Below are 26979 nucleotides of genomic sequence, written 5' to 3'. Positions count from 1 at the left end.
TGTGAGCGGCGCTCTCTCTGTAGAGCAGTGTGCATGGCGCGGATCCGCAAAGCAAGAGCAGTGCTCTCGATATTGGTCGCCGCTCGCTCCGATGGCAGACTGGCCCCATGAGCGTCATCCAGGGAGCGCGGGAACGCGCACGCAGGGAAGTCACCGCCGCCATCAAGGACGAGGCCCGCCGGCAGCTCGCCACCGAGGGAGCCGCCAAGCTCTCGCTCCGTGCCGTCGCCCGCGAGCTCGGGATGGTCTCCTCCGCGCTGTACCGGTACTTCCCCAGCCGCGACGACCTGCTCACGGCGCTGATCATCGACGCCTACGACGCGGTGGGCGAGGCGGCCGAGCACGCCCTCGCCGGGGCGGGCGCCGCACCCGTCGCCCGGTGGACCGCGGTCTGCCGCGCCGTCCGCGGCTGGGCGTTGGAGCACCCGCACGAGTACGCGCTCATCTACGGCTCACCCGTCCCCGGCTACGCCGCGCCCCAGGCCACCACCGCGTCCGCCGCCCGCGTCGGCCTCGCCCTGATCGGCGTGGTCGAGGACGCGTACCCGGCCGGCGTCTCCCCCGCACCGGCCGCGCCGTCGCTTCCGCACGAGGTGCTGGACGACGCCGAGGAGCTGCGCAAGACCCTCGACGTACGCCTGCCCGCCCCCGTCCTGGCGGAGATCGCCGCCGCCTGGGCCGAGCTCTTCGGCCTGGTGAGCTTCGAGGTCTTCGGCCAGTTCAACCGCGTCATCGAGGCCCGCGACGCCTTCTTCGCCCGCGCCGCCACCCGACTCGCCCAGAACGTCGGCCTCGCGGTCGGCGGGGAGTAGCACGACGGGGCGCGGGACGCCGCCCCCGTTCAGCCGCGGCCGCTTTCGAAGAGTTCTGTGTACAGGCCGCCGCGGGCGAGGAGGTCGGGGTGGGTGCCGGATTCGGTGAGGTGGCCCTCGTCGAGGACGAGGATGAGGTCGGCGCCGGTGGCGAGGTCGAGGTCGTGGCTGATGACGAGGGTGGTGCGGCCGGCGGCGAGGCGGTGGAGGGGGCCGAGGATGCGCTGGGCGGCGAGGGTGTCCAGGCCGGTGGTGGGCTCGTCGAGGATGAGGACCGGGGCGTCGCGGAGCATGGCGCGGGCGATGGCGATGCGTTGCAGCTGGCCGCCGGAGAGGGCGGCGGTGGCGGGCGCGATGACCGTGTCGTAGCCGTTCGGGAGGGCGGTGACGAAGGCGTGGGCGTCGGCGGCCCGGGCGGCCTGGACGACTTCCTCGTGGGTCGGGGTGGGGTGGTCCCGGCCGCAGGCGATGTTGTGCTCGATGGTGTCGTGCAGGACGAGGGTCTCCTGGGGGAGCAGGGTGATGTTGCGGCGGAGGTCGGCCAGGGAGAGCCGGTCGACCTCGATGCCGTCGAGCCGGATGGTGCCCGCGTCCGGGTCGTAGAAGCGCAGCAGGAGCGCGGCGAGGGTGGACTTCCCGGCGCCGCTGGGGCCGGTGACGACCAGGAACGCGCCCGGCTGCGCGGTGAAGGAGAGCGCGGCGAGGGCGTGGTGACCGGGGGCGGCGTTCGGGTAGCGGAAGGTGACGTCCTGGACAGCGAGTTCGCCGCGGGCGCGGTGCGGGAAGGGTGTGGTGCGCTCGGGTGGCGGGTCGGTGACGGCCGGGCGGGCGTCGAGGATCTCCAGCAGCCGGTCGGCGGCCGCGGTGGCGGCGGTGGCGGTCAGGCCGAGTTGGCCCAGGGACCGGATCGGCGGGTAGAGGTAGCCGATGAAGGCGGCGAAGGCGAGGAGTTGGCCGAGGCTCATCCGGCCGGCCGAGATCTCCCAGGCGCCGAGGCCGATGATGGCCAGCACGCAGAGGGTCTCCAGGACCTCGATGAGCTGCTCGTAGAGGGCGTTGAGGCGGGCGCTGGCGACCGAGGCGCGCAGCCAGCGCAGTGCCTCCCGGCTCAGCCGGGTCTCCTCGTCGCGCTGCCGGTTGTACGCCTGGGTGAGGACGACGTTGACCAGCGTCTCCTCGACGACGGAGGTGAGGGCGCCGTCGGCCGCCCGCAGGCGTCGGGAGACCTCGCGCAGTCGGCCGGTGAAGCGGCGGGTGGCGGCGTAGAAGATCGGGGCGGCGACGAAGGTGGCCAGCGCCAGTTCCCAGCGCAGCCAGAGTGCGGCGGCGCCGTAGAAGAGCGTGCTGAAGACGGCCGTGCAGGCGCTCACCAGGCCGCTGACCACGAGGTGTTCGATGGCGTCGACGTCACCGGTCAGCCGTTCCACGAGGTCGCCGCGGCGGTTGCGTTGGAAGAAGTGCGGCGGCAGCGTCTGGAGGTGGGTGAAGACCCGGGCCCGTAGGCGCAGCAGGAAGCGTTCCGCGGTCCAGGCCGCGAGGGAGCTGCCGAGGTAGCCCACCACCGCGCCGAGCAGCGCGACCGTCAGCCAGGTGCCGGCGGGGTTCCAGAAGGCGCTGACCGAGCCCTGTGCGAGGGCCTGGTCGGTGAGTTGGGCGAAGAGCAGGATCGTGACGGTCTCGGCGAGCGCGGCGACGATGGCGCACAGTCCCACCAGCAGCATCCAGCGGCGGTCGCCCTTGGTCAGCGGCCAGAAGCGGTGGAACGCCTCGACGGCGCCGACGTGGCGGGTCAGGATGGGCGCTTCGGTGGGGAGTTGACCGCGGATGCCGGCGGGGGCGGGGGCCTGCGGCCGCTCCTGTCCCTGCGGCGGCGACGGGGGCCGCGGCTGCCGCTGCGCCTCTTCCGGTGTCGCGCCCCGTCTCGACGCCTGTGGCGTCGCCGGTGACGGTGGCTGCGGCGGTGTCGGCGAGCGGTCCTGGGTCGGCGCCGGTTCGCGCTGCCGCGACGGGTCCGGTTCCGGCTCCGGGCCGGTGGACTCCGGTACGGGGTAGGGCAGTTCTGCCTTACGGGGATGCATGGTCGCCACGTGTGGTGCGGGCCGTCGATCACGGGGTCGGCAGGCCACGAGGCCGGCTCGCGTCGCACATGCGAGCCCGCCTCGGGCAGTGCGTCGGGTCCGTCGGCCCGAATCACATGTCAGTGATCGTCAGTTGCCGTGTGCCGTTTCACCGGCACGGCAACGGACGGGATGTCACCGGAAGAAGCCGAAGCCACGTCCGCCACGTCCGCGGAATCCGTAGCCGTAGCCGAAGCCGCGTCCGTAGCCGTAGCCGCGTCCGTAGCCGCCGTAGCCGTAGCCCCAGCCTCCGCGGCCTCCGTGACCGTGACCACCGTGGCCGCCGCCTCCTCCGCCATTGATGCGGTTACGGGGGAAGAATGCCTTGAAGGTCATCTTCGCCTCCTGAGAAATCGGACTGTGCGCCGCGGCCTTCAGCCGGACCGTGCTCTGTACGGCGATTCGGCGCGTTCCCGCCGGGGCGTCCCGTGCGGTGCGTTCCGGAGGAACGTTCTGTCCGCGACACTTCCGACACTACGTCGGCCGCCCATCCCCAACAAGGGCTTTATGTGAAAATTCAGACATGCGGTACATGTCACTGTGGGTGGGAGGGTGGTCGCTCGCGGTCGACGCGGTGGGCCGAAACCGCGTCAGGGGCGCCGCCTTTCGCGCATCAGGAACAGGACCACGGCCGAGGCGATGACGGCCGTGCCGGTGCCGACGCTCAGCACGACCTGCTGAGCGCCGTCGAAGGCGAGGCCGGTGAAGGCGTTGACGACGGCGGCGAGGGCCAGTACGCACCAGAGCGCGGCTTTCAGGGCGTTCATCGGTGACGGTGTCCTTCCGGGCGTGGTGGATCCGAGGGGCGCAAGGCACGCGGGCGCGTCGCGGACGCCGCGTCAGCGACGGTGACCCTGTGCGCTCGACCCGTCCACCACGATGCCCGGCGCGCGGGCCGGGGACGAGGGGGAGCGCCCCCGGATCGGGGGTACATCGAGCTGCACCCCCGAGGTACTCCGAGGTGCGTCGGGGTGCGTCGAGGTACGCCGTGCAGCGCCACCGCCCGTTCGTCGGCCCGGAAGGGACGTGAACTGTTCGGCGCCGGCGGGATGGTGACGGTGCATGCGCAGTGGCGGCGGCGACAGCGGTGGGGTCCGCACGGCGACTGACGCCGCGCCAACCTGCGTCAGCCCGCGTCGTGCGGGGCGGGGACGGGCGGCGCCGGATCCCCCGGCGTCTCCCCCGAGGACTCCCGCGGCGGTTCCCCCTGCCCCTGTTCCGCCCAGATGATCTTTCCGTTGGCCGTGTAGCGGGTGCCCCAGCGGCGGGTGAGCTGGGCGACGATCAGCAGCCCGCGGCCGCCCTCGTCCGTGGTCCGGGCGTGCCGCAGGTGCGGGGCGGTGCTGCCGGTGTCGAAGACCTCGCAGATCAGGGCGGCGTCCTGGCGGATCAGGCGCAGGGTGATCGGGCCGCTGCCGTGCCGGATGGCGTTGGTGACCAGTTCGCTGACGACCAGTTCGGTGGTGAAGCGCAGCGGCTCCAGCCCCCACGCCGCCAACTGCCGCCCGGCGAGGTTGCGGGCGCCGGCGACCACCGCCGGGTCGGCGGACAGGTCCCAGGAGGCGACCTGGCTGGCGTCCAGGGCGTGCGTGCGGGCCAGCAGCAGCGCGGCGTCGTCGGACGGCGGGCCGGTCAGCAGCGCCGACACGACGTTCGCGCCGATCTCGTCGAGCGTCGCGCCGGGCTCCGCCAGGGCGCGACCGAGCCGGGCCATGCCCACCCCGATGTCCCGGTCGTAGGTCCCCAGCAGGCCGTTGGTGTAGAGCGCCAGCAAACTGCCCTCGGCCAGCTCCAGTTCGGCCGATTCGAAGGGCAGCGCACCCAGGCCGAGCGGCGGTCCGGCGGGCAGGTCGGGGAAGTCCACGGCGCCGTCGGGGGCGAGGACCGCGGGCGGCAGATGGCTGGCGCGGGCCATCGTGCAGGACCGGCTGACCGGGTCGTACACCGCGTACAGGCAGGTGGCGCCCATGAATCCCAGCGCGGTGGCGGCCGTGCCGTCGTCGGCGCCCGCGCCGCCGTCCCGGCGGGTCTCCATCAGCCCGATCACCAAGTCGTCGAGGCGGGCGAGGAGTTCGTCCGGCGGCAGGTCCAGGTTGGCCAGGGTCCGGACCGCGGTCCGCAGCCGGCCCATGGTGGCCGCGGCGTCGATGCCGTGCCCGACGACGTCCCCGACCACCAGCGCCACCCGCGCCCCCGACAGCGGGATCACGTCGAACCAGTCGCCGCCCACCCCGCTCGGGACGTCCGCCGGGAAGTACCAGGACGCCACGTCCAGCGCCACCCCGCCGGCCAGTGCGTGCGGCAGCAGATTGCGCTGCATTATCCGGGCCGCGGTGCGCTCGCGGGTGAAGCGGCGCGCGTTGTCCAGGCACACCGCGGCGCGGGCGACCAGCTCCTCGGCCAGCCGCACGTCGTCCGCGTCGAAGAGCCCCTGCCGCCGGGAGCGGACGAAGGTCGCCGCACCGAGCGTGATGCCGCGGGCCCGGACCGGCGCCACCATCACCGACCGGAACCCGTATTCCCGCACCACGTCGGCCCGCCGCGGGTCCTCGGCCACCCAGGTGCTGTCGGCGTTCAGCAGCGGCTCCACCACCGACTCCCCGGTGAGCAGGCACCGCGCGATCGCCGACCACGGCTGCCGCCGGACCGCCTCGCCGACCGCCAGGGCGGCCTCCGGGCACCCCTCGCGGACCGACCGCTGCCCGGCCCGCCGCATCGTCGGGGTGCTGTCCACCGGCCCGGGCTCCGGCTCCTCGCCGCGCAGCACGGAGTCCAGCAGATCGACCGCCACGAAGTCGGCCAGCGGCGGCACCGCCACATCGGCCAGCTCCTGCGCGGTCCGCGTCACGTCGAGGGTGCTGCCGATCCGGGCGCTGGCGTCGTTCAGCAGCGCCAGCCCTTCCTGGGCCCGCCAGCGCTCGGTGACGTCGATGACCATGTACCAGATGCCCACGCCCCGCCCCTTGGGGCCGGCGAGCCGGAAGAACGACACCGAGTAGGCCCGCTCCTGGTTCGGGTCGGCGAAGTTGCGGGTGCGGAACTCGTAGTCCATGACCGGCTTCCCGGTCTTCAGCACCTGCCCCATCCGCTCCTCGAAGGCGTCGGCCTCGTCCCGCGGCAGCACCTGGGCGACCGTGCGCCCCAGCCGCCGCTCCAGCGGGATCAGGCGCTCCAGCACCGCGTTCACCCAGACGTAGCGCAGGTCGGTGTCCAGGACGGCCATGCCGACCGGGGCATGGGCCAGAAACGGTTCCAGCATCAGCTGGTTCACCCCGCCGCCGGGCACCCGCCACTCCTCCAGCGCGACCACCGACCACCGCTCGGGCGCGGCCGTCCCGCCGGTCGCCGCGGTGATCACCGGAGACACCTCCACCGCCAGCTGTATCGCCTGCCCGTCCCGGTGCCGGGCCGCCACCGACCCGCTCCACCCGTCCCCCGCCCAGTGGGCCACCGCGGCGACCCGCGCCGCATCCCCCGGTACGGCCAGCAGCGTCACCGCACTGCGCCCCAGGACCTCCGTCGCCGGGTAGCCCAGCAGCCGTTCCGCCGCCCGCGTCCAGGAGACCACCACCCCGCGCCCGTCCAGCTCGGCCGCGGCCGCGGTGGCGATGTCACAGGCCCGGCCCGGCCCCTCGCCCGCCCCGCCGCCCGACCTGTCCGGCCGGTCATTCTCCGAGGTCATCGCATCGCCAGTCCGTCGCAGCCGGTTCTGTCCCGGGCGCTGCCGCCGCGGCGTGGCTGCCGTCGCGGTCCACCGGCGTCCTCGGCGGTGTCACAGACGCCCACACCATGCCCATTTTAGAAGCAATACGACATATGGGATCACTTGCCGCGGGCCGACCCTTCCGGCGGATCAGTCGCCCTGCGCGCCCCCCCCACCCGCGCTCCGTCACCACCCCGCCCGCACGTCCACCTCGACGGCGTCGCGGACGCGGAGGGATCCGGCGCGCCACCTGGCCGCCGGGCCCCGTCCCCCCCTTCTCCTAGCGGGCCGCCCCGAGCGCCTCCGTCAGGCGTGCCGACGACGTCCCCAGGCCCGTCGGCCCCGGCGTCCAGCCGGGTGTACCGGGCCGGCGGCGGAGGTGTTCGGGGCGGTATCGGCCGCACTCGCGGTGCCAGGTGAGGATGCCGGCGAGCCAGTTCTCCAGTTCCTCGACATAGCCGTCGAGGGTGGCGCGGTCCTCGGCGGAGAGGTCGAAGTCGTCGTAGAGGATCGGGAGTTGGTTCCGCGCGACGTGCTGGAACTCGCGCATCCGGGAGGTCATCAGGTCGTGGACGATGGCCAGCGCGGTGGGGTAGTCGCAGTCGAAGAAGTTCTGCACGACGAGGATGCCGTTGTGGACCTCGCCCTCGTACTCGATCTCCTTCTGGTACGAGAAGACGTCGTTGAGCAGGCAGGCGTAGTCGGCGGCGGCGTTCTCCAGCGACCGCATCGGGCCGCTGCGGTAGATCTCCGGCGGCACCCGACGGCCGTAGCCGAGCCGGCTCAGGCTCATGGTGAGGTCGGAGCCGAAGGTGGCGCGGCGCATCTCGATGTAGTCGACCGGGTCCGGGATGCGGTGCAGCACCATGTTGTCCAGCTCCCAGAGCCAGCTGGCGGTCATCGCGTCGACGGTGGCCTTGAAGGCGCGGCGCGCGTCCGGGTCCATCGGCCCGGCCGTACGGGCCCAGAGGTCGACCAGTCCGCGTTCGAGGGCGTTGGTCGGTTCCGGGGCCCGGTCGGCGGCGTCGACCGGCATCAGGGCGGACAGCCGCCGGGTGGTGGCCAGGGCACCGGCGACGTCGCCGGTCCGGCCGAAGACCGCGGGGTAGTAGTCGTCGGCGTAGGTGCCCCAGGTCAGCCACTGGGTGCCGAGGTCGAGCTCGTCGAGGGTGGCGTCGGGGTGCAGACCGGCCGCGCACAGCGCGAAGTCGAAGCGGACCAGGGCGTCCTCGTCCCAGACGTCGGACAGCGGGACGCCGGGCTGCGGCTGGAGCAGTCCCATCCGGTGCGCCCAGGCGACGACGTTGCGCCGGGCCGCCTCCAGGTGGGGGCTGCGGGTGGTGGTGAACGGCATGCAGAAGTCGGGGAGTCGGGGCGGGCCGACCTTCTCGTACGGGGCGTGGGAGCGGCGGCGGACCCGCTGGGCGCCGGCCGCGGCCAGTGCCGTCGCCAGGTCGGCGCCCGAGGCGCCCAGCCCCTCGGTGCCCAGCCCGCCGAAGACCAGCGGCGACCAGGGGGCCGCGGCGCTGCCGGGCGCGCCCGCGCCGCCGCCGTTCATGTAGCGGCTGGAGCGCATGTGCCACTCGTGGCCGCCGGACTGCCAGTCCTGGAGGCCCTTGGCATACGCGAGGACGGCGGCGCGGCCGGCCGGGTCCAGGCCCTTCTCGGCGAAGAGCGTCGGCAGTTCGGTGAAGACGGTGTCCTCGAACTGCTGCAACCGCGAGGTGATCATCTCGTTGACCGCGTCCGCGGCCTCCTGGGTGGTGCAGTCCAGGAACGTCTCCAGTACCAGCACGCCGTTGCTCAACTCCCCCTCCTCCTCGGTCTCGCGCTGGTACGAGAAGAGGTCGTTGCGGAGGTGGACGGCGTCGGAGAAGGTGTCCTTGAGGACCCGGAGGGGGCGGGAGCCGGCGACCGCCGCCGGGACCTCGGCGCCGGTCGCGTACTCCACCAGTCCCGCCGACCAGGGGGCGCCGCCCACCTTGCGGCGCATCTCGATGTACTCGACGGGGTTGGGGATCCGGTTGATGTCGATGTTGGAGAGTTCCCAGAGGGACTCGTTCAGCAGGTGCTCGGTGCTCTCGGCGAACCGTCGGCGCCAGTCCGGCGACATCGCGGGCACGGTGCGCCGCCACAGGTCCGCCAGCCCCGCCTCGACCGGGTTGGTCGGCTCCGGCACGGGCGCGTCCAGATCCATCGGCATGAACGCCGGCAGCCGGTCGAGGTACGCCTTCCCGCCCTCCCGGTCCAGGGTGCGCTTGAACTTCTCCAGGAAGTGGTCGTCGAAGAAGAAGACCCAGACGTACCAGTCGGTGACGAGGTCGAGCGCCTCCTGGGAGCACTCCGGGTGGGTGTAGGCGCACAGCAACGCGTAGTCGTGGGCGTCGAGATCCCGCTGGTCCCAGATGCCGGAACCTTCCAGCATGTTCATCTCCCGGGCCCACTTCCTGGAGTGCGCCCGCGCGGCCTCCAGGTGCGGGTTCAGCCGGGCCGGATGCGGCATGTAGAAGTGCGGCAAGGTGAAGGGTTGCGACGTGGGCTGCGGCTGCGTCACCGTTGGTGGCCTCTCCCGATACCGATGCCCCTCCGCACGGACGGTGTGTACGGAAGGAGGGCGCGCCGAAGCACCCCATGGACGGCGCAGCCCTACCCCGAGGTTCGTCGCCGTAGGCTCGTCGGGTCGCACCCGCGCTGAACCGGCACTCTTTCGAGTTGAGTTGGCGATGAAGAGATGTGACACATGGGTCACATGGGCTACATGGCACCGCTCTCGGCCCGGCGGAGCGCCAGCGCCGCCAGCGCCTCCGGGGCCCCCACCTGGCCGCGGACGCCCGGGAAGGCGTTGATGTCCACGATCACCGCGGCGCCGGCCCCGGCGTGCAGCACGTCGACACCGTAGACCTCCAGGCCGAAGACCGCGCCGATGTGCAGCGCGGCCTCGATCCAGGCGAAGGGGAGGGCGGCGGGCGGCAGCGGCTGGTTCGGACCGCGCCCGCCCGGGGACAGTTCGGAACGGCGACGGGCGGCGAAGAGCTGCCCGCCGACGACCCACAGCTTGTGGTCCCAACCGCTGTTGGCGGTGAACTCCTGGACGATCACGGTTTCGCCGGACCATGCCGCGGCCAGCTCCGCCAGTCCGGCCGGGGTGTCGACGCGCGCCACGAGGTCGTGACGGCGGCTGTCGCGGCTCTTGAGGACGAGCGGGAAGCCGAGATCCGGCCCGGCCGCCACCAGCTCGCCGACCGTCGCCGTCCGCAGCGTCTCCGCGAACGGCACTCCGGCCGCCCGGGCCATCGCGGCCATCTCCACCCGGTCCTGACAACGGGCCGTCGCCGCAACGGAGTTGACGACCGGCGCGCCCCGGCCCTCCAGCCGGCCGGCGAGCGCCAGCGCTTGCGGCGTCCGCGCCTTGAGCAGATAGACGTCGGCGAGCGCCCCGGGCGCGGCGGCCCCGCCCGGCTCCCCTCCCCCGGCGAGGGGCACACCGTCCGGGCCGACGAAGCCGACCCGGTGACCGTCCCCGCGCAGCACCGCCGCCGTCGCCGCCAGCAGCGGGTGCCCGGGATCGGCGCTGATCACACCGACCCTCATCGTGCGCCCCCGACCGCCCCGACCGCCTCGGCCGCCGGCCGCGGGGGCCGCTGGTGGCCGATGAACGGCAGCGCCGGCACCGGAGCGCGGTCGGTGCCGCGCCGGGCCAGCCGCAGCACCGCCGCGGAGACCCGGGCGACCGCGTCCGGCACCTGCCGGAAGCTCGGGAAGTCGTTGATGTCGACCACGACCGGCCCGTCCGGCCCCAGCAGCACATCGACCCCGTACAGGTCGAGGCCGAAGACCTCGCCGATCTCGGCGGCGATCCGGGCGACCTCGGCGGGCAGCGGCACCTGCCGTTCCGCCACGGCCCGCCCCGGGTGCAGCGGGGAGCAGCGCTCGGTCGCGTAGAGGTCGCCGGCGACGCAGTAGACCTTCAGGTCGGTACCGGAGTTGGGGACGTAGGGCTGGGCGATCAGCATGCCGTCGCCGGTGCCGTCGGCCGTCGCCCGGGCCCCGGCAGCCAGCTCCTCGGGCCGTTCCACCAGCCGCACCGCGCGCCCCGAGCTGCCGTCCGCAGGCTTCACCACCAGCGGGAACTCCGCCTCGGGGACCTCGGCGAACTCCTCGGCCCGCACCGCCGCGTACGTCATCGGCACCGGCAGCCCGCTGGCCCGCGCGATCACCGCGGCGAGCGCCTTGTCCCGTACGCCCCGTATGGCGCGTACGTCGTTCACGGTGGTCAGTCCGGTGGTCGCGGCGGCCTCCAGGAGGGTCAGCCCGGGCCCGCCGGAGACGGTCTTGAGCACCCAGGCGTCATGGTCGCCCTCCGCCACCGCGCCGGACAACTCGGACATCCGGATCAGCGAACGGCCCGGCCAGAGCACGTCCACCCGGTGTCCCCACGCGCGGAGTTGACCGATCACGTCCTGCGGCATGCCGTCGTGGCGGTACTGCTCCTCCACCAGGAAGCAGAGTCTCATCGATGCACCCTTGTATCGCCGCACGTCCACCCGTATCGCCAACCCGCCCACCACAGCAGCGGACGTCCTCCCCGTGTCGCCGTACGCACACCGTCCGCCCGGCGGAAACATGACGCACCAGGATCCCATGTGGCGATCAGGCGTTCGGCCATGGCCCGGCCGCCGCCCCGGAGCTCCCGTTTCGGCGACGTTACGCCACCGGACGGGACCTCGGCACACGCCGTGAGCTGGGACGCGCCACGCCCCGCGCGGGGTTGCGCCACTCCTCCGCGACCTCACCAAATCCCGTATGTCGAAAGCCTTGTTCCGCTTTATGGCCCGACCCTAGGGTCGGGCCACCCAGCGCGGCCGACCCGATCACGGGCCCGGCCGCGCCTACGTACGCGGCGACGGAAGCAGGCGAGCGGGTTGGCGAACGAGCAGCGGGGCCGGGAGCCCCAGGAGGCCGGGGCTCCCGGCGGGTGTCCGGACGCGGAACGGCCGGACGGCGAACGGCCGGACGGCATACGGAGCGCAGCGGCCCACAACGGGGCGTCCGACGCGGCATCCGACGCGGCGCCCGAAGGGGCCGACCCCCGCGGCGGCCTCGGTCGGCGCGGCTTCCTCGCCGGGGTGGCCGGGCTGACCGGCGCCGGCGGCCTGCTCGGCGGACCGGGCGCCGGCACCGCCTCCGCGCAGCCCCGGGACGCCCACCCCGCCCTCCGCCCCGACCACTTCGCCGGTCCCCGCCAGCTCCTCGTCCCGGATGTGGTGCTGCTGCCGGACGGCCCGGTGCGCGACCACGCCCTCCTCGTCGAGCACGGCACCTTCCGCGAGGTCGGTCCGGCGGCCCGGCTCCTCGCCGCGCACCGCGCCGGCCCCGCCCCGATCCGCCTGCCCGGCCACCTCCTGATGCCCGGCTTCGTCGACGCCCACCACCACCTGACCCAGGGCTTCGGCAAGGCCCAGTCGTTCGGCCAGCCGTCGGAGATCTTCAAGACCGTCTGGGAGCCGCTGGAACACGCCCTGGACGAGGAGAGCGCCTATCTGTCGGCGAAGCTGGCCGCGCTGGAGGCGCTGCGCGGCGGCTTCACCACCGTCGCCGACGCCGGGACCCGGGCGCCGGTCGACGTGGCCGCGATCGCCCAGGGCACCGAGGAGGCCGGCATCCGGTGCGTCCTGGGCAAGATCGTCTCCGCCGGGACCGGCGGCCCGGCCCATCTGGCGCGCTGGCACGGCCATCCGCTCGTCCACCCCTCCCTGGCCATCGCCGTCCCCGAGGACGCCACCGGCCCGGTCATCAAACGGACCGCCGACCTCTGTGCCGAGGCCGGGGCGGTGCTCCAGATCCACGTCAACGAACACCTGGCCTCCGTGGAGCGCTCGTTGAAGAGCGTCGGCCGCCGCCCGGTGGACTACCTGCACCACCTCGGCGCCCTCGGCCCGCACACCCTGGGCGCGCACGCCACCCTCCTGACGCCCACGGAGATGCGGCAGCTGGCCGACACCGGCGCGGCGATCAGCTACAACCCGGTGGCCAGCGCCTGGAAGGGCAACGCCGTCGCGCACGCCACCATGCTGGCCGCGCTGGGCGTCCGCTTCGGCACCGGTACGGACGGCACCCGCGGCGACGGCTTCCGGCTGGTCGACGCGGCCGAGACGGCCCAGCGGCTGGCCTACGGGCTGGCCTCGGGCGACTCGGTGTGCGGCGCCGGGCACCTGTGGCTGGAGCACGCCACCGCGGGCGGCGCCGACGCCCTCGGGCTGGGCCGCGTCACGGGCCGGATCGCCGCCGGTCAGGCCGCCGACTACCTCCTCGTGGACCTCGCCGTCCCCGAACTCACCCCCTCCTACGACCTGGGCTGGGAACTCGTCCGGCTGGCCGGCCGCGACCAGATCCGCGCCGTGGTGGTCGGCGGCCGGCTCCGCATCTGGGAGGGCTGGCCGCCCGACTGGGACGCCCGCGCGCTGATCGCCCGCGCGGCGACGGTGGGACCGGAGGTGGTCGCGCGGGCCAAGATCCAGCGGGTGGAGCCGCGGTAGGCGCGGCCGGGCGGGGTGTGGCTACCCGCCCCCTGCGCTTGCGCGCGCCGTCCCCGCTTCCGCTTCCCCCTCCCGGGGCATCCACCGGAAGACCGCCCCCGCCGCCACCGCCACCCCCGCCGCCAGCACCAGCGTCGCCAGGTGCAGCCCGTCCGTGAAGGCCCCGATCACCGCCGTCCGCAGCTCCCCGCCCCGGTCCGGCAGGCCTCCGAGCGCGGCCTGTGCCGCCGCGACCGTCGTCGGCGCCCCGGGCCCCGCCAGCGGCGCCGGCAGCCGGGCGGTGAACACCGCCGCGGTCAGCGTCCCGGTCACCGCGATCCCCAGCGCGCTCCCCAACTCCCGGGTCAGGCTCTGCAGTCCGGAGCCGACCCCGGCGGCCTCCGGCGGCAGCGCGGACATCATCGCGTGCGAGAGCAGCGGGGTCGCGGTGCCGCAGCCCAGCGCGGTCAGCCCGGCCCCGACGGCGTAGAGCGCATACGGCGTACCGGCATCGGCGGCCGACACCGTGGCCAGCCCGCCGGCCAGCACCAGCATCCCGGTGGCGACCGTGCCGCGCCGCCCGCACCGGCGCTCCAGCACCAGCCCGCACCGGGGCCCCGCCAGCAGCGCCGCCGCCATCGGCAACAGCCGCACACCGGCGCCGAACGGCCCGTACCCCTTCGCGTACTGGAGGTACTGGCCGTTGAGGTAGAACAGCCCGAACATGCCCAGGAACAGCACCGCCATCCCGACCGCCCCGGCCCGGACGGCGGGGCGGGCGAACACCCTGGGGTCCAACAGGGGCCGCGCGGAGCGCAGTTCGCACCGGGCCCAGCCCGTCAGCAGCAGCCCGGCCGCCCCGAACGAACCGAGCACCCACGGGCCGAGCCACCCCTCCCCGGGCCCGCTCACGATCCCGTTCAGCAGGGCCAGGAACCCACCCGTGAACAGGGCCGCGGCCAGCGGCGCGACCGGCCCCGGATGCCGCCCCGCCACCGGCGCGACCACCGCCACCAGCACCGACGCGCCCACCGCCACCGGCACCACGCACACGAACAGCGCCCGCCAGCTCCCGTACTGGATCGCCGCGCCCCCGCCCACATTGCCCAGCACCGCGGCGAGCCCCGTCATGGCCGCCCAGACCGCGATCGCCCGGCGGCGCGGCCCGTCCGACAGCCCGTCCACCAGCAGCGCGAGGGTGTTCGGCAGCACCGCCGCGGCCCCCACCCCGCTGATCATCCGCCCCGCGATCAGCACCCCGACGTGCGGCGCCACCGCGCACACCGCCGAGCCGAGGACGAACACCGCCATCCCGCACAGCAGCGTGCCCTTGCGCCCGCGCCGGTCGGCCAGCGCCCCGGCCGGCACCAGCAGACACGCGAACACCACCACATAGCCGTCCACCACCCACACCACCGCCGCCGCGGACGGGTGCAACGGCCCGGCGGCCAGATCCGGGATGGCCAGATTCACCGCCGAGACCATGCCGACGACCAGCGCCACGCACAGGCACATCGCACACGTCACCGGCGCCCGCGCGGGCACCCGACCCGACCGCACCGGCTCACCCCTCCCGGACCCGGTCCAGCCGCGCCCGCAGCGTCAGCCGGTCCCCGCGCAGATGGATGAACTCCAGGTCGGCCGGCCGCCCGTCCGCCAGCCGCGTCAGCCGGTCCACGGCCAGCACCGCGCCGCCCGCCGTCATCCCCAGCACCGCGCAGGTCGCCGGGTCCGCGACCACCGCCCGCACGGCCACCTCCGCCGACCCCAGCGGCCGCCCGGCCGCGCGCTCGATCAGCTCGAAGACGTCCCGGTTCTCCAGCCGCTCCGGCCCCAACGCCAGCAGTGGCTCGCCCACTTCGGGGATGAGGTACGTGCAGTCCAGGGACAGCGGCATCCCGTCCACCCGCCGCAGCCGCTCCAGATACACCGCCCGGCTCCCCTCCGGCAGCTCCAGTCGGCGCGCCACCGACCCCGGTGCCCGCACGATCCGCGCCGCCCGGACCTCGTTGACCACCGTCCCGTGCCGCTGCAACACCTCGGCCAGCCCGGACAGCTCCCCCAGCGGATGCTCGTAGGTCCGGCCGACGACCACCGTCCCCACCCCGCGCCGCCGCTCCACCAGCCCCTCGTCGCGCAGCAGCCCCAGCGCCTCCCGGACCGTGTTGCGCGAGGTCCCGAACTCCGCGACCAGCGCCCGCTCGTCGGGCAGCACGCCCCCGGCGAACGCGCCCCGCACCACCTGCCCGCGCAGCACATGCGCCACCCGCCGCGCCCGGTCCGCCCGCGTCGGCCCGTCGCCGACCGCGCCGCCGCAGTGGCCGTCCCCGCCGTCGTCCGCGTCCATGCCCGCCCTCCTCACGCCCCGCCGCGCCGCCTGCCATGAGCCCCGACGAGCGAACGCCGGGCCCCCGACGCTAAGCAAGCCCCGTTACGGCGGAGTTACGCCACCACCATTGACCTGCACACATGCCTGACCTGGGGATGTATCCGGACGCCCGGGCGCTGCGCCACCACCCGCCGGTCCCGGTTACCGTGACTGCACTCCCCCGACCCGGGGACGGGTAACGACCCGGCCCGGGGTCGCGAGGAGGAGAGGAAGAAAGGGCCGCACCATGAGCACCAAGTCCGCGCCGTTCGACGAACTGGACCGCAAGATCGTCGCCGCGCTGATCGAGAACGGCCGCGCCAGCTTCGCCGAGATCGGCTCGGCCATCGGCCTGTCCCCCACCGCCGTCAAACGCCGCGTGGACCGCCTCCGCGAGACCAACGTCATCACCGGTTTCTCCGCCACCGTCCGCCCCGCCGCCCTGGGATGGCTCACCGAGGCGTACGTGGAGGTCTACTGCGACAGCGCCGCCCCGCCCCGGCGGCTGGCCGAGGTCGTCCGCAACCACCCGGAGATCGCCGCCGCGATGACCGTCACCGGCGGCGCCGACGCCCTGCTACACGTCCGCGCCACCGACGTCGAGCACTTCGAGGAGGTCCTCGAACGCATCCGCACCGAGCCATTCATCCGGAAGACGATCAGCTACATGGTGCTCTCGCACCTCCTCCCGGACAGCCCCGAGGCCGGTGCCCGCCGTCCTTCCGACGACCGTTCCGCCGCCCGCCCCGACGACCGGGCCGCCCACCAGGCCGCCGGCCGGGCCGGCGACGGCGCTCGGGTCCATCCTCAGCCGCTCCGACGCGCAGCAAACCAGCGCTAGCCAGCCGCCACAAGCAGCATTCCTGCGTACCTGCGCAGCATTCATTTCTTGTGGCCGGAATCCGCCGCTTCGTACCGTGTATTGCCCCCGGTGACGACCCATGACGGACCGTACGGACCCACGGAGCGTGCGGACCGTCGTGCCGACCGGCGGGCAGTGGATACGGACCCCAGGAAGCGGAGGCCCTTTCTGTGCCCATGACCCACCCCGGCGGCGCGCTCACCCGGGCGCCCCGGACGCCGCGCGCCCGGCGCTATCTGCTCTGCCGGCCCACCCACTTCGCCGTCGAGTACGCCATCAACCCCTGGATGCGCGAGGACGCCGACGTCGATGCCGCACTCGCCCTGCGGCAGTGGGAGGACCTGGTCCGCGCCTACCGCGACCACGGCCACACCGTCGAGACCGTCCGGCCGGCCCCCGGCCTGCCCGACATGGTCTTCGCCGCCAACTCCGCCGTCGTCGTGGGCGGTCGCGCCTTCGGCTCGCTCTTCCACGCCCCGCAGCGCCGGCCCGAGTCCCACGAGTACGAGATCTGGTTCAAGGGCGCCGGCTACGACCTCCACCGGCCCGCCTCGCCCTGCGAGGGCGAGGGCGACCTCGTCCCCGTCGGCCGCTACCTCCTCGCCGGCACCGGCTTCCGCACCACCCGCGACGCACACGCCGAGGTCCAGGAGTTCTTCGGCCGCCCGGTGATCAGCCTCCAGCTGACCGACCCGTACTTCTACCACCTGGACACCGCCCTCTTCGTCCTCGACGACGGCCTCGCCGCCGACGGCCTCCCCGCCGACGGAATGGGCACCGGCGGCAACGGGGCCGGCGGGGCGGCTCTCGCCTACTACCCCGAAGCCTTCTCCCCCGGCAGCCGCGAAGTGCTCCGCCAGCTCTTCCCGGACGCCGTGCTGGCCACCCGCGACGACGCCCTGGCCTTCGGCCTCAACTCGGTCTCCGACGGCCGCCACGTCTTCGTCGCCCCCCGGGCCACGCACCTCATCGACCAACTCACCGCCCGCGGATACGTCCCCGTCCCCGTCGACCTCTCCGAGTTCCACAAGGCCGGCGGCGGCATCAAGTGCTGCACCCAGGAGCTTCGCCCATGACGACTGCGCCCACCGACACCCGCCGCTCCTCCGCCTCCCTCATCGAGGCCGAGGCCCCGGTCCTGGCCCACAACTACCACCCCCTCCCCGTGGTCATCTCCCGCGCCGAGGGCGTCTGGGTCGAGGACGTCGAGGGCCGCCGCTACCTCGACATGCTGGCCGGCTACTCGGCGCTCAATTTCGGCCACCGCCACCCGGCCCTCATCGAGGCCGCCCACCGCCAGCTGGACGCCCTCACCCTCACCTCCCGCGCCTTCCACCACGACCGCCTCGGGCAGTTCGCCGGCGCACTGGCCGAGCTCACCGGCCTGGACATGGTCCTCCCCATGAACACCGGCGCCGAGGCCGTCGAGAGCGGCATCAAGCTCGCCCGCAAATGGGCCTACGAGGTCAAGGGCGTCCCCGCCGACCAGGCCACCATCGTCGTCGCCGGCGGCAACTTCCACGGCCGCACCACGACCATCATCAGCTTCTCCGACGACGACGAGGCCCGCACCGGCTTCGGCCCCTACACCCCCGGCTTCCGCACCGTCCCCTACAACGACCTGGCCGCCCTCGAAGCCGCCATCGACGACACCACCGCCGCCGTCCTGATCGAGCCCATCCAGGGCGAGGCCGGCGTCATCATCCCCGACGACGGCTACCTCGCCGGCGTCCGCGCCGCGACCAGCCGCGCGAACTGCCTGTTCATCGCCGACGAAATCCAGTCCGGCCTCGGCCGCACCGGCACCACCCTCGCCGTCGAACACGAACAGGTCGTCCCCGACGTCATCCTCCTCGGCAAGGCCCTCGGCGGCGGCATCGTCCCCGTCTCCGCCGTCGTCGCCCGCCGCGAGGTCATGTCCGTCCTCGGCCCGGGCCAACACGGCTCCACCTTCGGCGGCAACCCGCTCGCCGCCGCCGTCGGCACGGCCGTCGTCGACCTCCTCACCACCGGCGAATTCCAATCCCACGCCGCCGACCTGGGCAAGGTCCTGCACTCCGGCCTCACCGACCTCCTCGGCAAGGGCGTCACCGCCTTCCGCGCCCGCGGCCTGTGGGCCGGCGTCGATATCGACCCCGCCCTGGGCACCGGCCGCACCATCAGCGAACGCCTCCTGTCCGAGGGCGTCTTGGTCAAGGACACCCACGGCTCAACGATCCGCCTGGCCCCGCCCCTGACCATCACCGAGCACGAACTGACCTCGGCAATCGCCACGTTGGGCCGCGTACTCGCCTAACGCCCGCCGAACGCCTGGCCCTTAACGGCATCCACAAACGCACTCCAAGCCCCCGCCGGAACCACGATCGCCGGCCCGTGCGGGGCCTTGGAGTCGCGGACGGGTATGCCGTGGGGGTGGTTGTCGACCACCTCGATGCAACTGCCCCCTTCGGACCCGCTGTAGGAGGACTTACGCCAACCGCATAGCGAGGCAGCGCTCTGGATGGTGTGCTCAGTCATCGTGTCCGTAATCCTTCGCTGTCGCTCTCATGAAGGCAATCGACTCCGCCATCGACAGGGCCTCGCCCATGGCGAGAGCGTATGCACCCTGCAGACGCTCGACCACAGCCGGGGAGTCATGCACCTTGCCAACGGCTTGCCCCTCGGAGTAGGCCGCCGGGGGCTGGTCCTCGAACCACATCAAAGACAGCATCCCTTGCAGCAGCGGATACACGCCCCGGCCCAGCGGCAAGACATGTACCCGCACCCGCTGCGCTTCGGCCAAACGGACAATGTGCATGATCTGGCCCGCCATGACCTCCGGACCGCCGAACGGACGGCGTAGCACCGCCTCGTCGAACAGCCCCCAGGCTTCGGGCGTTACCGGATTCGCAAGGACCTTCGCGCGCCCTACACGTGTGACAAGGAGTCGGTCACGCTCCTCGTCGCTTCGGGAGGGGTATGCCGCGTCCAGAACCGCACCCGCGTACTCCTCCGTCTGCAGGATGCCGGGCACATACGACAGCGCATACTCCCGGATCACCGTCGCCTGCCGTTCCAGGTGTAGCGCCGCCTCGAAGTAGTCGATCACCGCCGAGTCGTCCTGCGGCAAGAAGCTACTCAGCACATTCCCGGTGCTGAGGGCGCGGTCCAATCTCCACGCATCCTCCTTGGAGGGGACCCGCCGGCCTGCCTCGATGTGCGCGATATGCGAACGGGTCATGATCGCCGCATCCGCCAACTGCTGCTGCGTCAGCCCCGCCAGCTCCCGTTGTTGCTTGAGCCAATCTCCGTACGTAGTACCCACGCGCGCGTACCCCCTCGTGACCAACCCGCCGTCACTGTCCGTCTATTGAAACCCTACGCGCAGCGACGCAACCCTGGTGACTTATCCACAGAAGCCATCCGGCCACAGCCGGAACCGCCAGGGAGACGCCCGCATGCAATACGAGTACGACCCCGACAACGCCCAACGACCCGGCTCACCCCTCCGCCTCCTCCCCTGGGAAACATGGGACGGACGGCCCTGCTACCTGGCCGCGTCGGGCGACGGCAACGGGTACCTCTCCCGAAGGGCGGACCGCATGGAGGAACAACAAATGCACAACGCCGCCGTCGCCTACACCGACGCCGAGACGACCCTGCGCAACTCATCCGCTGGCCCGCTCCTCCTCCGCCTCATGCTCATGCGCACCACCACCTCCCTCGGCAACACCCTCCGCATCGCCGACAGCCGCCTCGGCCGCCTACTCGCGCCGAGCGTGCCGGACGAGCCGGACCTCACGTCAGAGTGAGCAGCGCGTTGAAGAGCGCGTAAGGCTCCCGAGCGAAATCGGCGCCAAAACCGCAGCGCAGTGAGCCGTTGGCACGCTTGTCACTGGCACTACGCGGGCATGTGGTCGCTGTGGTAAATGGTCTCCCACGGGATCTGTTGCCACGGACTGCTGGTGTTCGTCGGATCCAACAGGCGATGCACAGCCTGAACAGTGCCCTCATGGGAACCAGACCACTCGTTCCCGGCGTTACGCATCCACAGCTCGCGCGCAGTGACGAAGTCGTGGGCGAAAGCCTGCCACGATGAGTAGGTCTGGGCCACAGGTGCGACCGCGTTCGCGAGGAGTTGCCAGGCGCCTGCTTCGTCGATGTAACCGGCCCCGAACGCCAGCCGCGTGACGGTGACGTAGCGGCCGAAGTCCCACGCGACTGGGGGGTGTCCGATGACCGATGCCATCTGCCTTCGGTGGCCCTCCGAGGCCAGCCAATGCAAGGTCGAATGCAGGCTTTCCGGGGACGTGATATCCCAGCTCTGTTGCAGGCTGACCCGGCAGTTGGTGGAGTTGATCCGCTTCAGGGGGTAGAGCATCAAGTGGCTGTGCCCCCACATCCTCTCCGCCAAGACTGCGTCCAGCGAAACCATCCACTGCTGGTGAGCAGTCAGCGGGACACGATAGCGCCTCTTCGCTGATGGCCCGAACACCATCTTCAGCAGGGCTCCGGCAAGTATTCGCGCGTTCACACGGGAATCCTCACCGCACGCCGGCCATCAGGTCAAACGGCCAGCAAGGAGCACTCGCCGTGATCTCGCTAATATCCTCGCCCAGCCCGCTCATGCCCTGCAGGATGCTCCCCATACCGCACCCTTTATTCCCGCCACGGGTGACGAACCTGCCAGCGCGAGCAACGTGCTAGGTGGCATTCCGGGGGCCGGCTCCGGAGTCTGTGCGAAATCCGAGAAGTTCACCCACTGACAACGATAGTTCCAAAATGTGTCCGTGAGCCACGTTGGGTACTTTGAAGTTGTTTTCCCTGATGTAATCCAAGAAGGAGTCGGGAAGAGACAGCGAGTAGCGGTCCACGTATGTGGCCAGGTCTTCACGCCAAACGAACCTCCCGTCAGTCAGAATGGAGGATCCTCCCGGCACGCGAAAGGAGCCGTTGATGGCATCCACAGTGGATTCTGTGACATCCAGGATCGGATACCCAGATCTCAGGTACGTCGACACCAATGCCGTTTCATAGCCACCTCCGCGTCCGTACGCATTCGTGATTGATTCCTTGTACACCTCTGCATTGTTCGGTTCCATCTCTCGGAAGAACCCCACCAGTTCCAAGGGTGACTCCTTCATATCACAGGGAGGAATGTTCTCCAGTATCCTCCGTCGGCGATCTGGGGGATTTGCCCGGGGCCGAGCATGGGATTTGTTCCCACTTTATTTGTGGGGGCCCTCACCGTGACACCCAACTCATTGGCTACTTGTTGGGCTATCCCTGATGCGTCAGCGCCAGAGTGGCAGACCATGAGACGCAGAGGGCCGCCGTGGTAGTGAGGATTATTAGCGACAGCGTCAACTATTTGCCCGCCGTTTACAGGGCCCTCTGGGAGCTCCAGGAAGCCGTCCCTTGACCCATGTGCCACGACATCGTGTTCACCCATGTTGAGTACATTCTGGAAGTTACGACGACTGGCGCCGTCTGAACCGATGAGAGTCCCAGTTTCTCCGTGCGTGACGGGAGATCCAGCAGGTATGCCACTGTCCTCCATATAGTCCATGCTTCGGCCGCATGGTGCCAAGCCGAGGGGGTCTGTCCACATGTGCGGGTTGTGGACGTAGGCAACGGGGTTGGGAGCCGGTACGAGACCGAAGGGGTCGGCGTTGAGGTAGCGGCTACTTGTTGGATCGTAGTAGCGGTGGAGGTTGTAGTGAAGTTGAGTTTCAGGGTCGAAGTATTGGCCGGGGAATCGGAGGGGGGTGTAGGCGGTCGCTTCCCGATTCCATGTGGTGGTGCCCCAGAGGGTGGTACGGGTACGCCAGGCGATCAAGCCGGAGGCCTCGACGAGTTCGGTGGGGGAGCCGACCAGGTCGGTGGCGATGGCGAAGAAGCGCTGATCTATTACCTGTTGAGCGGTATTGGCCAGCGTAGTGGCTTTGCATTCGGTTTGACCAAGCGGAGCCAGGCCCTGGTGGTCCCAAGTGAGGGATAGGGCATCTGGGCGCCCGGGTGCGTGGGTGGATTGTTCGGTGAGGGTGGGGCCGTCCCAGGTGAAGTCGGTTTGCTCGGCGACGGTGGCGGCGTCATCGGCGACGCGTTGTTTGGCTGTTCGGCGGCCGAAGGGGTCGTAGAGGTAGCGCCACGTGATGCCGTCGGGGGTGATGACCGAGGTGAGGCGGTCTTCAGTGTTCCAGGTGTAGTACCAGGTGTCTGGTTTGTGGGAGAGGCGGGTTTTTTGGCGGAGGGTTACGCGGCCCAAGGGGTCGTGTTCGTAGCGGATGCGGCCAGCGCGGGTGATGTTGGTGCCGGTGTAGGTGCGTCCGCCTTGGGCTGAGGGGTTGACGTGGCGGTCGGGCCAGGTGGCGTGGGTTTGGTTGCCGGCTTCGTCGTAGGCGTAAGTCTCGGTCCAGTCGGTGGCGTGGACGGCGGTGACACGGCCCGCGCGGTCGAGAGCGAAGGTGCGGCGGCCGGAGTTGGAGTCGTCGATGGCGGTGAGGTGGCCGTCGGGGCGGTAGGTGTAGGCGCGTTGGAGGACCTGGTGGAGTTCGGACTGGGCGGTGCCGGTCGGGTTGGTGGCTGCTGCTGACAGCGACTGGCTGGTCAGGCGGCCGGTGGGGTCCCAGGTGTGGGTGAGGTGGAGGGTGCCGCCGATGGTGCGGGTGAGTTCCTGGCCGGCGGCGTCGTACTCGAAGGAGAGCGGGTGGCCGGCGATGTCCATGCCGGTGCGGTTGCCGGCGGCGTCGTAGGTGTAGGTGGTGTGGTGGCCCGTGGGGGTGGTGCGGGAGGTGCGGCGGCCCAGGATGTCGTAGGTGAACGTCATGGTGCGGTCGTTGACCGTTTCGGTCAGGACGCGGCCCAGGGTGTCGCGGGTGTAGGTGATGGTGGCGTCGGGGTTGGCGGCCCGGTGGAGGTTGCCGGCGGGGTCGTGGGCGTAGGTGGTGAGCAGCCCCGCGGCGTTCTTCTCGGTGATGCGGCCGAGGGGGTCCCGGGTGTAGGTGGTGACCTCGCCCAGGGCGTTGGTGCGGGAGGCGAGTTGGCCTGCCGCGTCGTGGGCGTAGGACAGGACGCGGTCGTCGAAGTCGGATTCGGATATCAGGCGGCCGGCGCCGTCGTAGGTGTAGTTCCAGGTGAGGCCCTGGGGGTTGGTGACCTGGGTGAGGCGGAGTTCGGTGTCGTGGGCGAACTCGTAGCGGACGCCGTCGGGGTCGGTGCGGGTGGAGAGGAGATCGAAGTGGGTGTAGGAGAAGTGGGTCGTCTGGCCTACGGCGTCGGTGTGGGTGAGGCGGTTGCCCTCGCCGTCGTAGGTCCACGTCTCGGTGGCGCCGGTGGGATCGGTGCGGGCGGCGAGTTTGCCTTGGACGGTCCACTGGAGGTGGGTGGTGGCGCCCAGGGGATCCGTGACCGAGGTGGTGCGGCCGAAGGCGTCGCGGGTGTAGTGGGTGGTGTGGCCCAGGGGGTCGGTGACCGCGAGAGGGAGGCCGGCGGCGTTGCAGGTGATGCGGGTGATGTTGCCGAGGGCGTCGGTGACGGAGGCGAGGTTGCCTCGGGCGTCGTGGGTGTAGGTGGTGGTGGCGCCGGCGGGGTCGGTGGTGGCGACGCGGAGGCTGCGGGCGTCGTAGGTGTGTGTCCAGGTGGTGCCGTCCGGGCCGGTGACGGTGCGGGGGTCGCCGTGGGCGTCGTAAGTCGTGGTGGAGGTGGTGCCGTCGGGGAGGGTGACCGCCACCGGGCGGCCCTCGTCGTCGTAGGTGAAGCGGGTGGTGCGGCCCAGGGCGTCGGTGGTGGTGAGGATGCGGTGCTTGGTGTCGCGGGTGGTGCGGGTGGTGGCGCCGGTCGGGTCGGTGGTGGCGACGATCTGGTGGTGGTCGTTGACCTGGTAAGTGGTCAGCTGGTCCTGGGAGTTGAAGAAGCGGTTGGTGCGCAGGCCGGTGTCCGGGGCCGGGTCGCCCCAGATGTAGCGGGCGCGGAGGTGGCCGGCGATACCGCCCTGTGAGGTGCAGCGGTCCGCCTCGTCGTAGGCGTAGGTGTAGCTGCTGCCGTTGGTGTCGGTCCAGGAGGTGATGCGGCCGTCGTCGTCGTAGGTGAAGCGGAGGGGGCGGTCGCAGGAGGGCCTGGTGACGGTGGTGAGGTGGCCGAAGGCGTCGTAGCCGTAGGTGACGAGGAGTTGGTCGCTGCCGTCGGGGGCGGCGCCGGCCAGGTGGAGGGCGGTGATGCGGGCGCCCTCGGTGGTCCCGCAGGTGGTCCCGCAGGTGGTCCCGTCGGTGGTCCTCTCGGTGGTCAGCAGGAGGCGGTAGCCGGCGCTGTGGGTGATCGCGGTGGGCGTGCCGTCCTCGGTGTAGTCGAAGGTCTGGTGGTTGCCGTGGCGGTCGGAGATCTCGTCGAGGAGGGCGAGGTTCTCGGTGTGGGTGGTGAAGTAGCGGCGGATTCCGGTGGCCGGGTCGACGAGGAAGTAGTCGCCGTCCGGGGTGCGGGAGAGCGGGGCACCCTCGCCTTCGAGGGGGAGGGTGGGGACGCCCACGGCCGGGTGCGGGTAGAGGAGGAAGTTGCCCTCCTCGCCTATGAGGATGACGCCCTCGGCGTCGATCTCCAGGCGCTGGTCGAGGGTGGACATCCACGTCCGGCCGAACCAGCGGCCGGTGCGGTAGGACGACTCGAAGGTGCGGGTGAAGGAGAGGGGGAGGCTGCCGGGCAGGCTGATGTCGGTCTGCGGCAGGATCATCCGGCCGGTGGCCATGTCGATGGGGTCGCTGCCGAACGTCTTGCACCAGCCCGTACGCAGACGGTCGCGAATCGTTCGCTTGCCGCCTTCCTTGGCGGCGTTACGGGCGGCGCCCTCCAGGGCGTCCTTCGCGCCCGCCTTCAATGCCCCCTTGGCCAGCCCACCGGCCCCCTTGCCGCCGACCATGTTGCCGAGCAGCGTGCCGTACGCCTCCACCGGGTCGCTGCCCCAGCCGGAGCCGAGCATGCCCTTGGCCATCTCCACGGGATGCATGGCCGACTGGCCCAGGCCGAGGAGGGTGGTGGAGACGTTCGAGGCGTACTGGAAGGGGTGGGCGACGTTGTAGGGGTCGAGGGGGTTGACCGTGCGCGCGAGGTTCAGGGTCTCGATGCCGGCCTTCGCGATGCCGCCGGCCAGGTGCATGTGCTCGATGGCGAACGCCTTGGCGCCGTCCTTCAGGCCCGCGCTCGCCAGGTCGGTGAACTGCGGCTTGTCGGGGGCGTGCGCCAGGGCGCTCTGGATGGCGTTGCGGGCCCGCTCGGCGGCCTCGTCCCGCTGGCTGCGGGCGTTCTTGACCATGTCCTGCGCGGCATCCCGGCCCTCGGTGCCCGGGTCCACGAAGTCGCCGGGCGGGGTCGGCTGCGGGCCGGGGTCCTCGCCGCGCTGGACGGCGGCGTTGTAGCTGTTTCCCTGCGCCACATACGTGTCGACCTTCGACTTCCAGGCGTGCAGGGCGTTTTCGCGGTCCTGCTGTGCCTGGCGGTACTTCCCGATCGCCTCGGACGCCTTGCCCTGCGCCCAGGAGATCGTCTCCGCGTACGCCTTCAGCGCCTGGTACGCGTCATCGCAGGCGTCGGCGGCGTACATCCACTGCTTGGGGTGCATCTCGAACGCCTCGCGGAAGGCGTCCGCGGCCTGCCCGCTCCAGCCCCGGCCGGAGCCCAGCTTGCGCATGCCGTCGGCGACGCGGTTGAACGCCGCCGCGAAGTCCTTCAGATGGGAGACGGTCTCGTTGAGCTTCTCGACGTCCCCGTGGACGATTTGCTTGGGGTCCTCGGTCTCGCCCAGTTGTCGCTCGTCGACATGGGCGCCCAGCGCGCCGGCGAGCTTGTCCCCGCCCGAGCGGACCTTCGCCGCGGCACCGTCCGCACCGATCGCCTCCAGGCCGTCGCCCAGCTTGTCGGCGCCGAACTCGACGGCCTCACCGGCACCGCGCTCCACGGCGTCCGTGAACTCGCCCACCCCCTCGGCGACCTTGTTGACGCCGTCCCCCAACCAGTTCACTTGTCGCTACCCCCGTGGGTCCGCCCCGGTCCCTCCAGCTTTGACGTGGTCTCGGACGGGTCCTCGCCGCCGTTCTTCAGGCGGTCGGGAATCGAGGTGACCTCGTGTCCGAACCGCTGCGCGGCGTCGCTCGTCCGCTGGAACGACTCCTGCGAGGCCGCCGAGTTCGGGTTCCAGTCGAAGTCCGTGTTCGCGTCGATGGCGTCGTCCTTGAGCTTGCTCCAGGACGTGTTGTGCAGTTGCTCCGCAGTCTTGGTCGGGTCGCCGAACGCGGCGTTCGCACCCTGCTTGAGGATGTCGGAGGCGTACTGCTCCTGCTCGTAATAGAGACCGGCGGTGATACCCAGTTTCTTGGAGAAGCTGTTGGCGTCCTGCATCAGGTTGTGGACGCCCCAGCCCCAGCGGTCGCAGAACGAGGAGAAGACCGACGCCAATCCGTCGTCGCCGCACTCCATGGCGTCCAGGGACAACTTGTCGAAACCGCGGCCGAGTTGGGCCTCGATATCAAAACCCAGCTCCTTCAGTTCGCTCGTCGCGGCTTTTATGCCCTTGGTGAGCTGTTCAAAAGCCTCGGGGTCGGCGCTGTAACCGCTTCCCTCGATAAGCCCCATGGA

At 71.6% G+C, this 26979-nt stretch carries 21 protein-coding genes; 6 read left to right on the top strand and 15 right to left on the bottom strand.

What is annotated here, in order from left to right; translation table 11 throughout:
- Positions 1 to 107 precede the first annotated feature (107 nt).
- Positions 108 to 812, top strand: a complete 705-nt coding sequence (locus tag JNO44_RS23705; protein ID WP_205366001.1) for a TetR/AcrR family transcriptional regulator — start codon at positions 108 to 110, stop codon at positions 810 to 812.
- Between the two features lie 29 nt (positions 813 to 841).
- Here the strand turns inward: JNO44_RS23705 and JNO44_RS23700 are convergent, their stop codons facing one another.
- The 7 genes from JNO44_RS23700 to JNO44_RS23670 all read right to left on the bottom strand — a co-directional run bounded on the left by JNO44_RS23700 (position 842) and on the right by JNO44_RS23670 (position 11146).
- Entirely contained in the window at positions 842 to 2890 is a 2049-nt protein-coding gene (locus tag JNO44_RS23700) for an ABC transporter ATP-binding protein (RefSeq protein WP_420882672.1), read from the bottom strand.
- Between the two features lie 174 nt (positions 2891 to 3064).
- On the bottom strand, positions 3065 to 3265 hold the full coding sequence (locus tag JNO44_RS23695) for a hypothetical protein (protein WP_205366000.1): 201 nt from the start codon (positions 3263 to 3265) through the stop codon (positions 3065 to 3067).
- A 254-nt stretch (positions 3266 to 3519) separates the two neighbouring features.
- Entirely contained in the window at positions 3520 to 3696 is a 177-nt protein-coding gene (locus JNO44_RS23690; protein ID WP_205371450.1) for a hypothetical protein, read from the bottom strand.
- A gap of 359 nt (positions 3697 to 4055) precedes the next feature.
- Positions 4056 to 6611 (bottom strand): SpoIIE family protein phosphatase, encoded by a 2556-nt coding sequence (locus JNO44_RS23685; protein ID WP_205365999.1) that lies wholly within the window; start codon positions 6609 to 6611, stop codon positions 4056 to 4058.
- Between the two features lie 301 nt (positions 6612 to 6912).
- Positions 6913 to 9135, bottom strand: a complete 2223-nt coding sequence (locus JNO44_RS23680) for a terpene synthase family protein (protein WP_205370324.1) — start codon at positions 9133 to 9135, stop codon at positions 6913 to 6915.
- A 251-nt stretch (positions 9136 to 9386) separates the two neighbouring features.
- Positions 9387 to 10223, bottom strand: coding sequence for an ATP-grasp domain-containing protein (locus JNO44_RS23675; RefSeq protein ID WP_205365998.1), 837 nt, complete (start codon positions 10221 to 10223; stop codon positions 9387 to 9389).
- Positions 10220 to 11146, bottom strand: a complete 927-nt coding sequence (locus JNO44_RS23670; protein WP_205365997.1) for an ATP-grasp domain-containing protein — start codon at positions 11144 to 11146, stop codon at positions 10220 to 10222. The genes JNO44_RS23675 and JNO44_RS23670 overlap by 4 nt, the downstream gene beginning before the upstream one ends.
- Positions 11147 to 11554: 408 nt before the next feature.
- On the opposite strand from JNO44_RS23670, the gene JNO44_RS23665 reads away from it, so the two are divergent.
- The gene (locus tag JNO44_RS23665) at positions 11555 to 13168 is read left to right on the top strand and encodes an amidohydrolase family protein (RefSeq protein ID WP_420882671.1); all 1614 of its coding nucleotides are present in this window, start codon (positions 11555 to 11557) and stop codon (positions 13166 to 13168) included.
- 21 nt (positions 13169 to 13189) lie between these two features.
- Here the strand turns inward: JNO44_RS23665 and JNO44_RS23660 are convergent, their stop codons facing one another.
- Both JNO44_RS23660 and JNO44_RS23655 read right to left on the bottom strand, forming a co-directional pair.
- On the bottom strand, positions 13190 to 14650 hold the full coding sequence (locus JNO44_RS23660; protein ID WP_240167636.1) for an MFS transporter: 1461 nt from the start codon (positions 14648 to 14650) through the stop codon (positions 13190 to 13192).
- Positions 14651 to 14711: 61 nt separating this feature from the next.
- Complete coding sequence (locus JNO44_RS23655) at positions 14712 to 15494, bottom strand: GntR family transcriptional regulator (RefSeq protein WP_205365996.1); 783 nt, start codon at positions 15492 to 15494, stop codon at positions 14712 to 14714.
- A gap of 268 nt (positions 15495 to 15762) precedes the next feature.
- On the opposite strand from JNO44_RS23655, the gene JNO44_RS23650 reads away from it, so the two are divergent.
- The 3 genes from JNO44_RS23650 to rocD all read left to right on the top strand — a co-directional run bounded on the left by JNO44_RS23650 (position 15763) and on the right by rocD (position 18673).
- Positions 15763 to 16356, top strand: a complete 594-nt coding sequence (locus JNO44_RS23650; RefSeq protein ID WP_235093917.1) for an Lrp/AsnC family transcriptional regulator — start codon at positions 15763 to 15765, stop codon at positions 16354 to 16356.
- 197 nt (positions 16357 to 16553) lie between these two features.
- The gene (gene ddaH, locus JNO44_RS23645; RefSeq protein ID WP_205365995.1) at positions 16554 to 17453 is read left to right on the top strand and encodes a dimethylargininase; all 900 of its coding nucleotides are present in this window, start codon (positions 16554 to 16556) and stop codon (positions 17451 to 17453) included.
- Entirely contained in the window at positions 17450 to 18673 is a 1224-nt protein-coding gene (rocD, locus tag JNO44_RS23640) for an ornithine--oxo-acid transaminase (protein WP_240167635.1), read from the top strand. Before ddaH ends, rocD begins: the two co-directional genes overlap by 4 nt.
- Here the strand turns inward: rocD and JNO44_RS23635 are convergent.
- The gene (locus JNO44_RS23635; protein ID WP_205365994.1) at positions 18670 to 18894 is read right to left on the bottom strand and encodes a DUF397 domain-containing protein; all 225 of its coding nucleotides are present in this window, start codon (positions 18892 to 18894) and stop codon (positions 18670 to 18672) included. The two genes, rocD and JNO44_RS23635, sit on opposite strands and share 4 nt — an antisense overlap.
- Positions 18887 to 19681, bottom strand: a complete 795-nt coding sequence (locus tag JNO44_RS23630; RefSeq protein WP_205365993.1) for a helix-turn-helix domain-containing protein — start codon at positions 19679 to 19681, stop codon at positions 18887 to 18889. Before JNO44_RS23630 ends, JNO44_RS23635 begins: the two co-directional genes overlap by 8 nt.
- A 133-nt stretch (positions 19682 to 19814) precedes the next feature.
- Between JNO44_RS23630 and JNO44_RS23625 the strand changes: the two genes are divergently transcribed.
- Complete coding sequence (locus JNO44_RS23625; protein WP_205365992.1) at positions 19815 to 20168, top strand: hypothetical protein; 354 nt, start codon at positions 19815 to 19817, stop codon at positions 20166 to 20168.
- A gap of 89 nt (positions 20169 to 20257) precedes the next feature.
- On the opposite strand, the gene JNO44_RS23620 is transcribed toward JNO44_RS23625, so the two are convergent.
- The 4 genes from JNO44_RS23620 to JNO44_RS23605 form a co-directional block, all read right to left on the bottom strand.
- Positions 20258 to 20890, bottom strand: coding sequence for a DUF1266 domain-containing protein (locus JNO44_RS23620; protein ID WP_205365991.1), 633 nt, complete (start codon positions 20888 to 20890; stop codon positions 20258 to 20260).
- Between the two features lie 169 nt (positions 20891 to 21059).
- Positions 21060 to 21485, bottom strand: coding sequence for a hypothetical protein (locus tag JNO44_RS23615; RefSeq protein WP_205365990.1), 426 nt, complete (start codon positions 21483 to 21485; stop codon positions 21060 to 21062).
- A gap of 11 nt (positions 21486 to 21496) precedes the next feature.
- Positions 21497 to 26365: a putative T7SS-secreted protein gene (locus tag JNO44_RS44515; protein ID WP_275695767.1), complete on the bottom strand. Its 4869-nt coding sequence runs from the start codon at positions 26363 to 26365 to the stop codon at positions 21497 to 21499.
- On the bottom strand, positions 26362 to 26976 hold the full coding sequence (locus JNO44_RS23605) for a hypothetical protein (protein WP_205365989.1): 615 nt from the start codon (positions 26974 to 26976) through the stop codon (positions 26362 to 26364). The genes JNO44_RS44515 and JNO44_RS23605 overlap by 4 nt, the downstream gene beginning before the upstream one ends.
- Positions 26977 to 26979 lie beyond the last annotated feature (3 nt).

It is taken from the genome of Streptomyces noursei (genome assembly GCF_016917755.1).
In the GTDB taxonomy this organism is placed as follows: Bacteria; Actinomycetota; Actinomycetes; order Streptomycetales; family Streptomycetaceae; genus Streptomyces; species Streptomyces yunnanensis.
Note: the sequence above shows the minus strand (reverse complement) of the source record. Positions and strands in the feature narration are given on the sequence as shown.

Bases quoted from the DNA above. Each gene is read 5' to 3' on its own strand.
- JNO44_RS23705 (WP_205366001.1), top strand. From the start codon at position 108: ATGAGCGTCATCCAGGGAGCGCGGGAACGCGCACGCAGGGAAGTCACC.
- JNO44_RS23700 (WP_420882672.1), bottom strand. From the start codon at position 2,890: ATGCATCCCCGTAAGGCAGAACTGCCCTACCCCGTACCGGAGTCCACC.
- JNO44_RS23695 (WP_205366000.1), bottom strand. From the start codon at position 3,265: ATGACCTTCAAGGCATTCTTCCCCCGTAACCGCATCAATGGCGGAGGA.
- JNO44_RS23690 (WP_205371450.1), bottom strand. From the start codon at position 3,696: ATGAACGCCCTGAAAGCCGCGCTCTGGTGCGTACTGGCCCTCGCCGCC.
- JNO44_RS23685 (WP_205365999.1), bottom strand. From the start codon at position 6,611: ATGACCTCGGAGAATGACCGGCCGGACAGGTCGGGCGGCGGGGCGGGC.
- JNO44_RS23680 (WP_205370324.1), bottom strand. From the start codon at position 9,135: ATGCCGCATCCGGCCCGGCTGAACCCGCACCTGGAGGCCGCGCGGGCG.
- JNO44_RS23675 (WP_205365998.1), bottom strand. From the start codon at position 10,223: ATGAGGGTCGGTGTGATCAGCGCCGATCCCGGGCACCCGCTGCTGGCG.
- JNO44_RS23670 (WP_205365997.1), bottom strand. From the start codon at position 11,146: ATGAGACTCTGCTTCCTGGTGGAGGAGCAGTACCGCCACGACGGCATG.
- JNO44_RS23655 (WP_205365996.1), bottom strand. From the start codon at position 15,494: ATGGACGCGGACGACGGCGGGGACGGCCACTGCGGCGGCGCGGTCGGC.
- JNO44_RS23650 (WP_235093917.1), top strand. From the start codon at position 15,763: ATGAGCACCAAGTCCGCGCCGTTCGACGAACTGGACCGCAAGATCGTC.
- ddaH (WP_205365995.1), top strand. From the start codon at position 16,554: ATGACCCACCCCGGCGGCGCGCTCACCCGGGCGCCCCGGACGCCGCGC.
- rocD (WP_240167635.1), top strand. From the start codon at position 17,450: ATGACGACTGCGCCCACCGACACCCGCCGCTCCTCCGCCTCCCTCATC.
- JNO44_RS23635 (WP_205365994.1), bottom strand. From the start codon at position 18,894: ATGACTGAGCACACCATCCAGAGCGCTGCCTCGCTATGCGGTTGGCGT.
- JNO44_RS23625 (WP_205365992.1), top strand. From the start codon at position 19,815: ATGCAATACGAGTACGACCCCGACAACGCCCAACGACCCGGCTCACCC.
- JNO44_RS23605 (WP_205365989.1), bottom strand. From the start codon at position 26,976: ATGGGGCTTATCGAGGGAAGCGGTTACAGCGCCGACCCCGAGGCTTTT.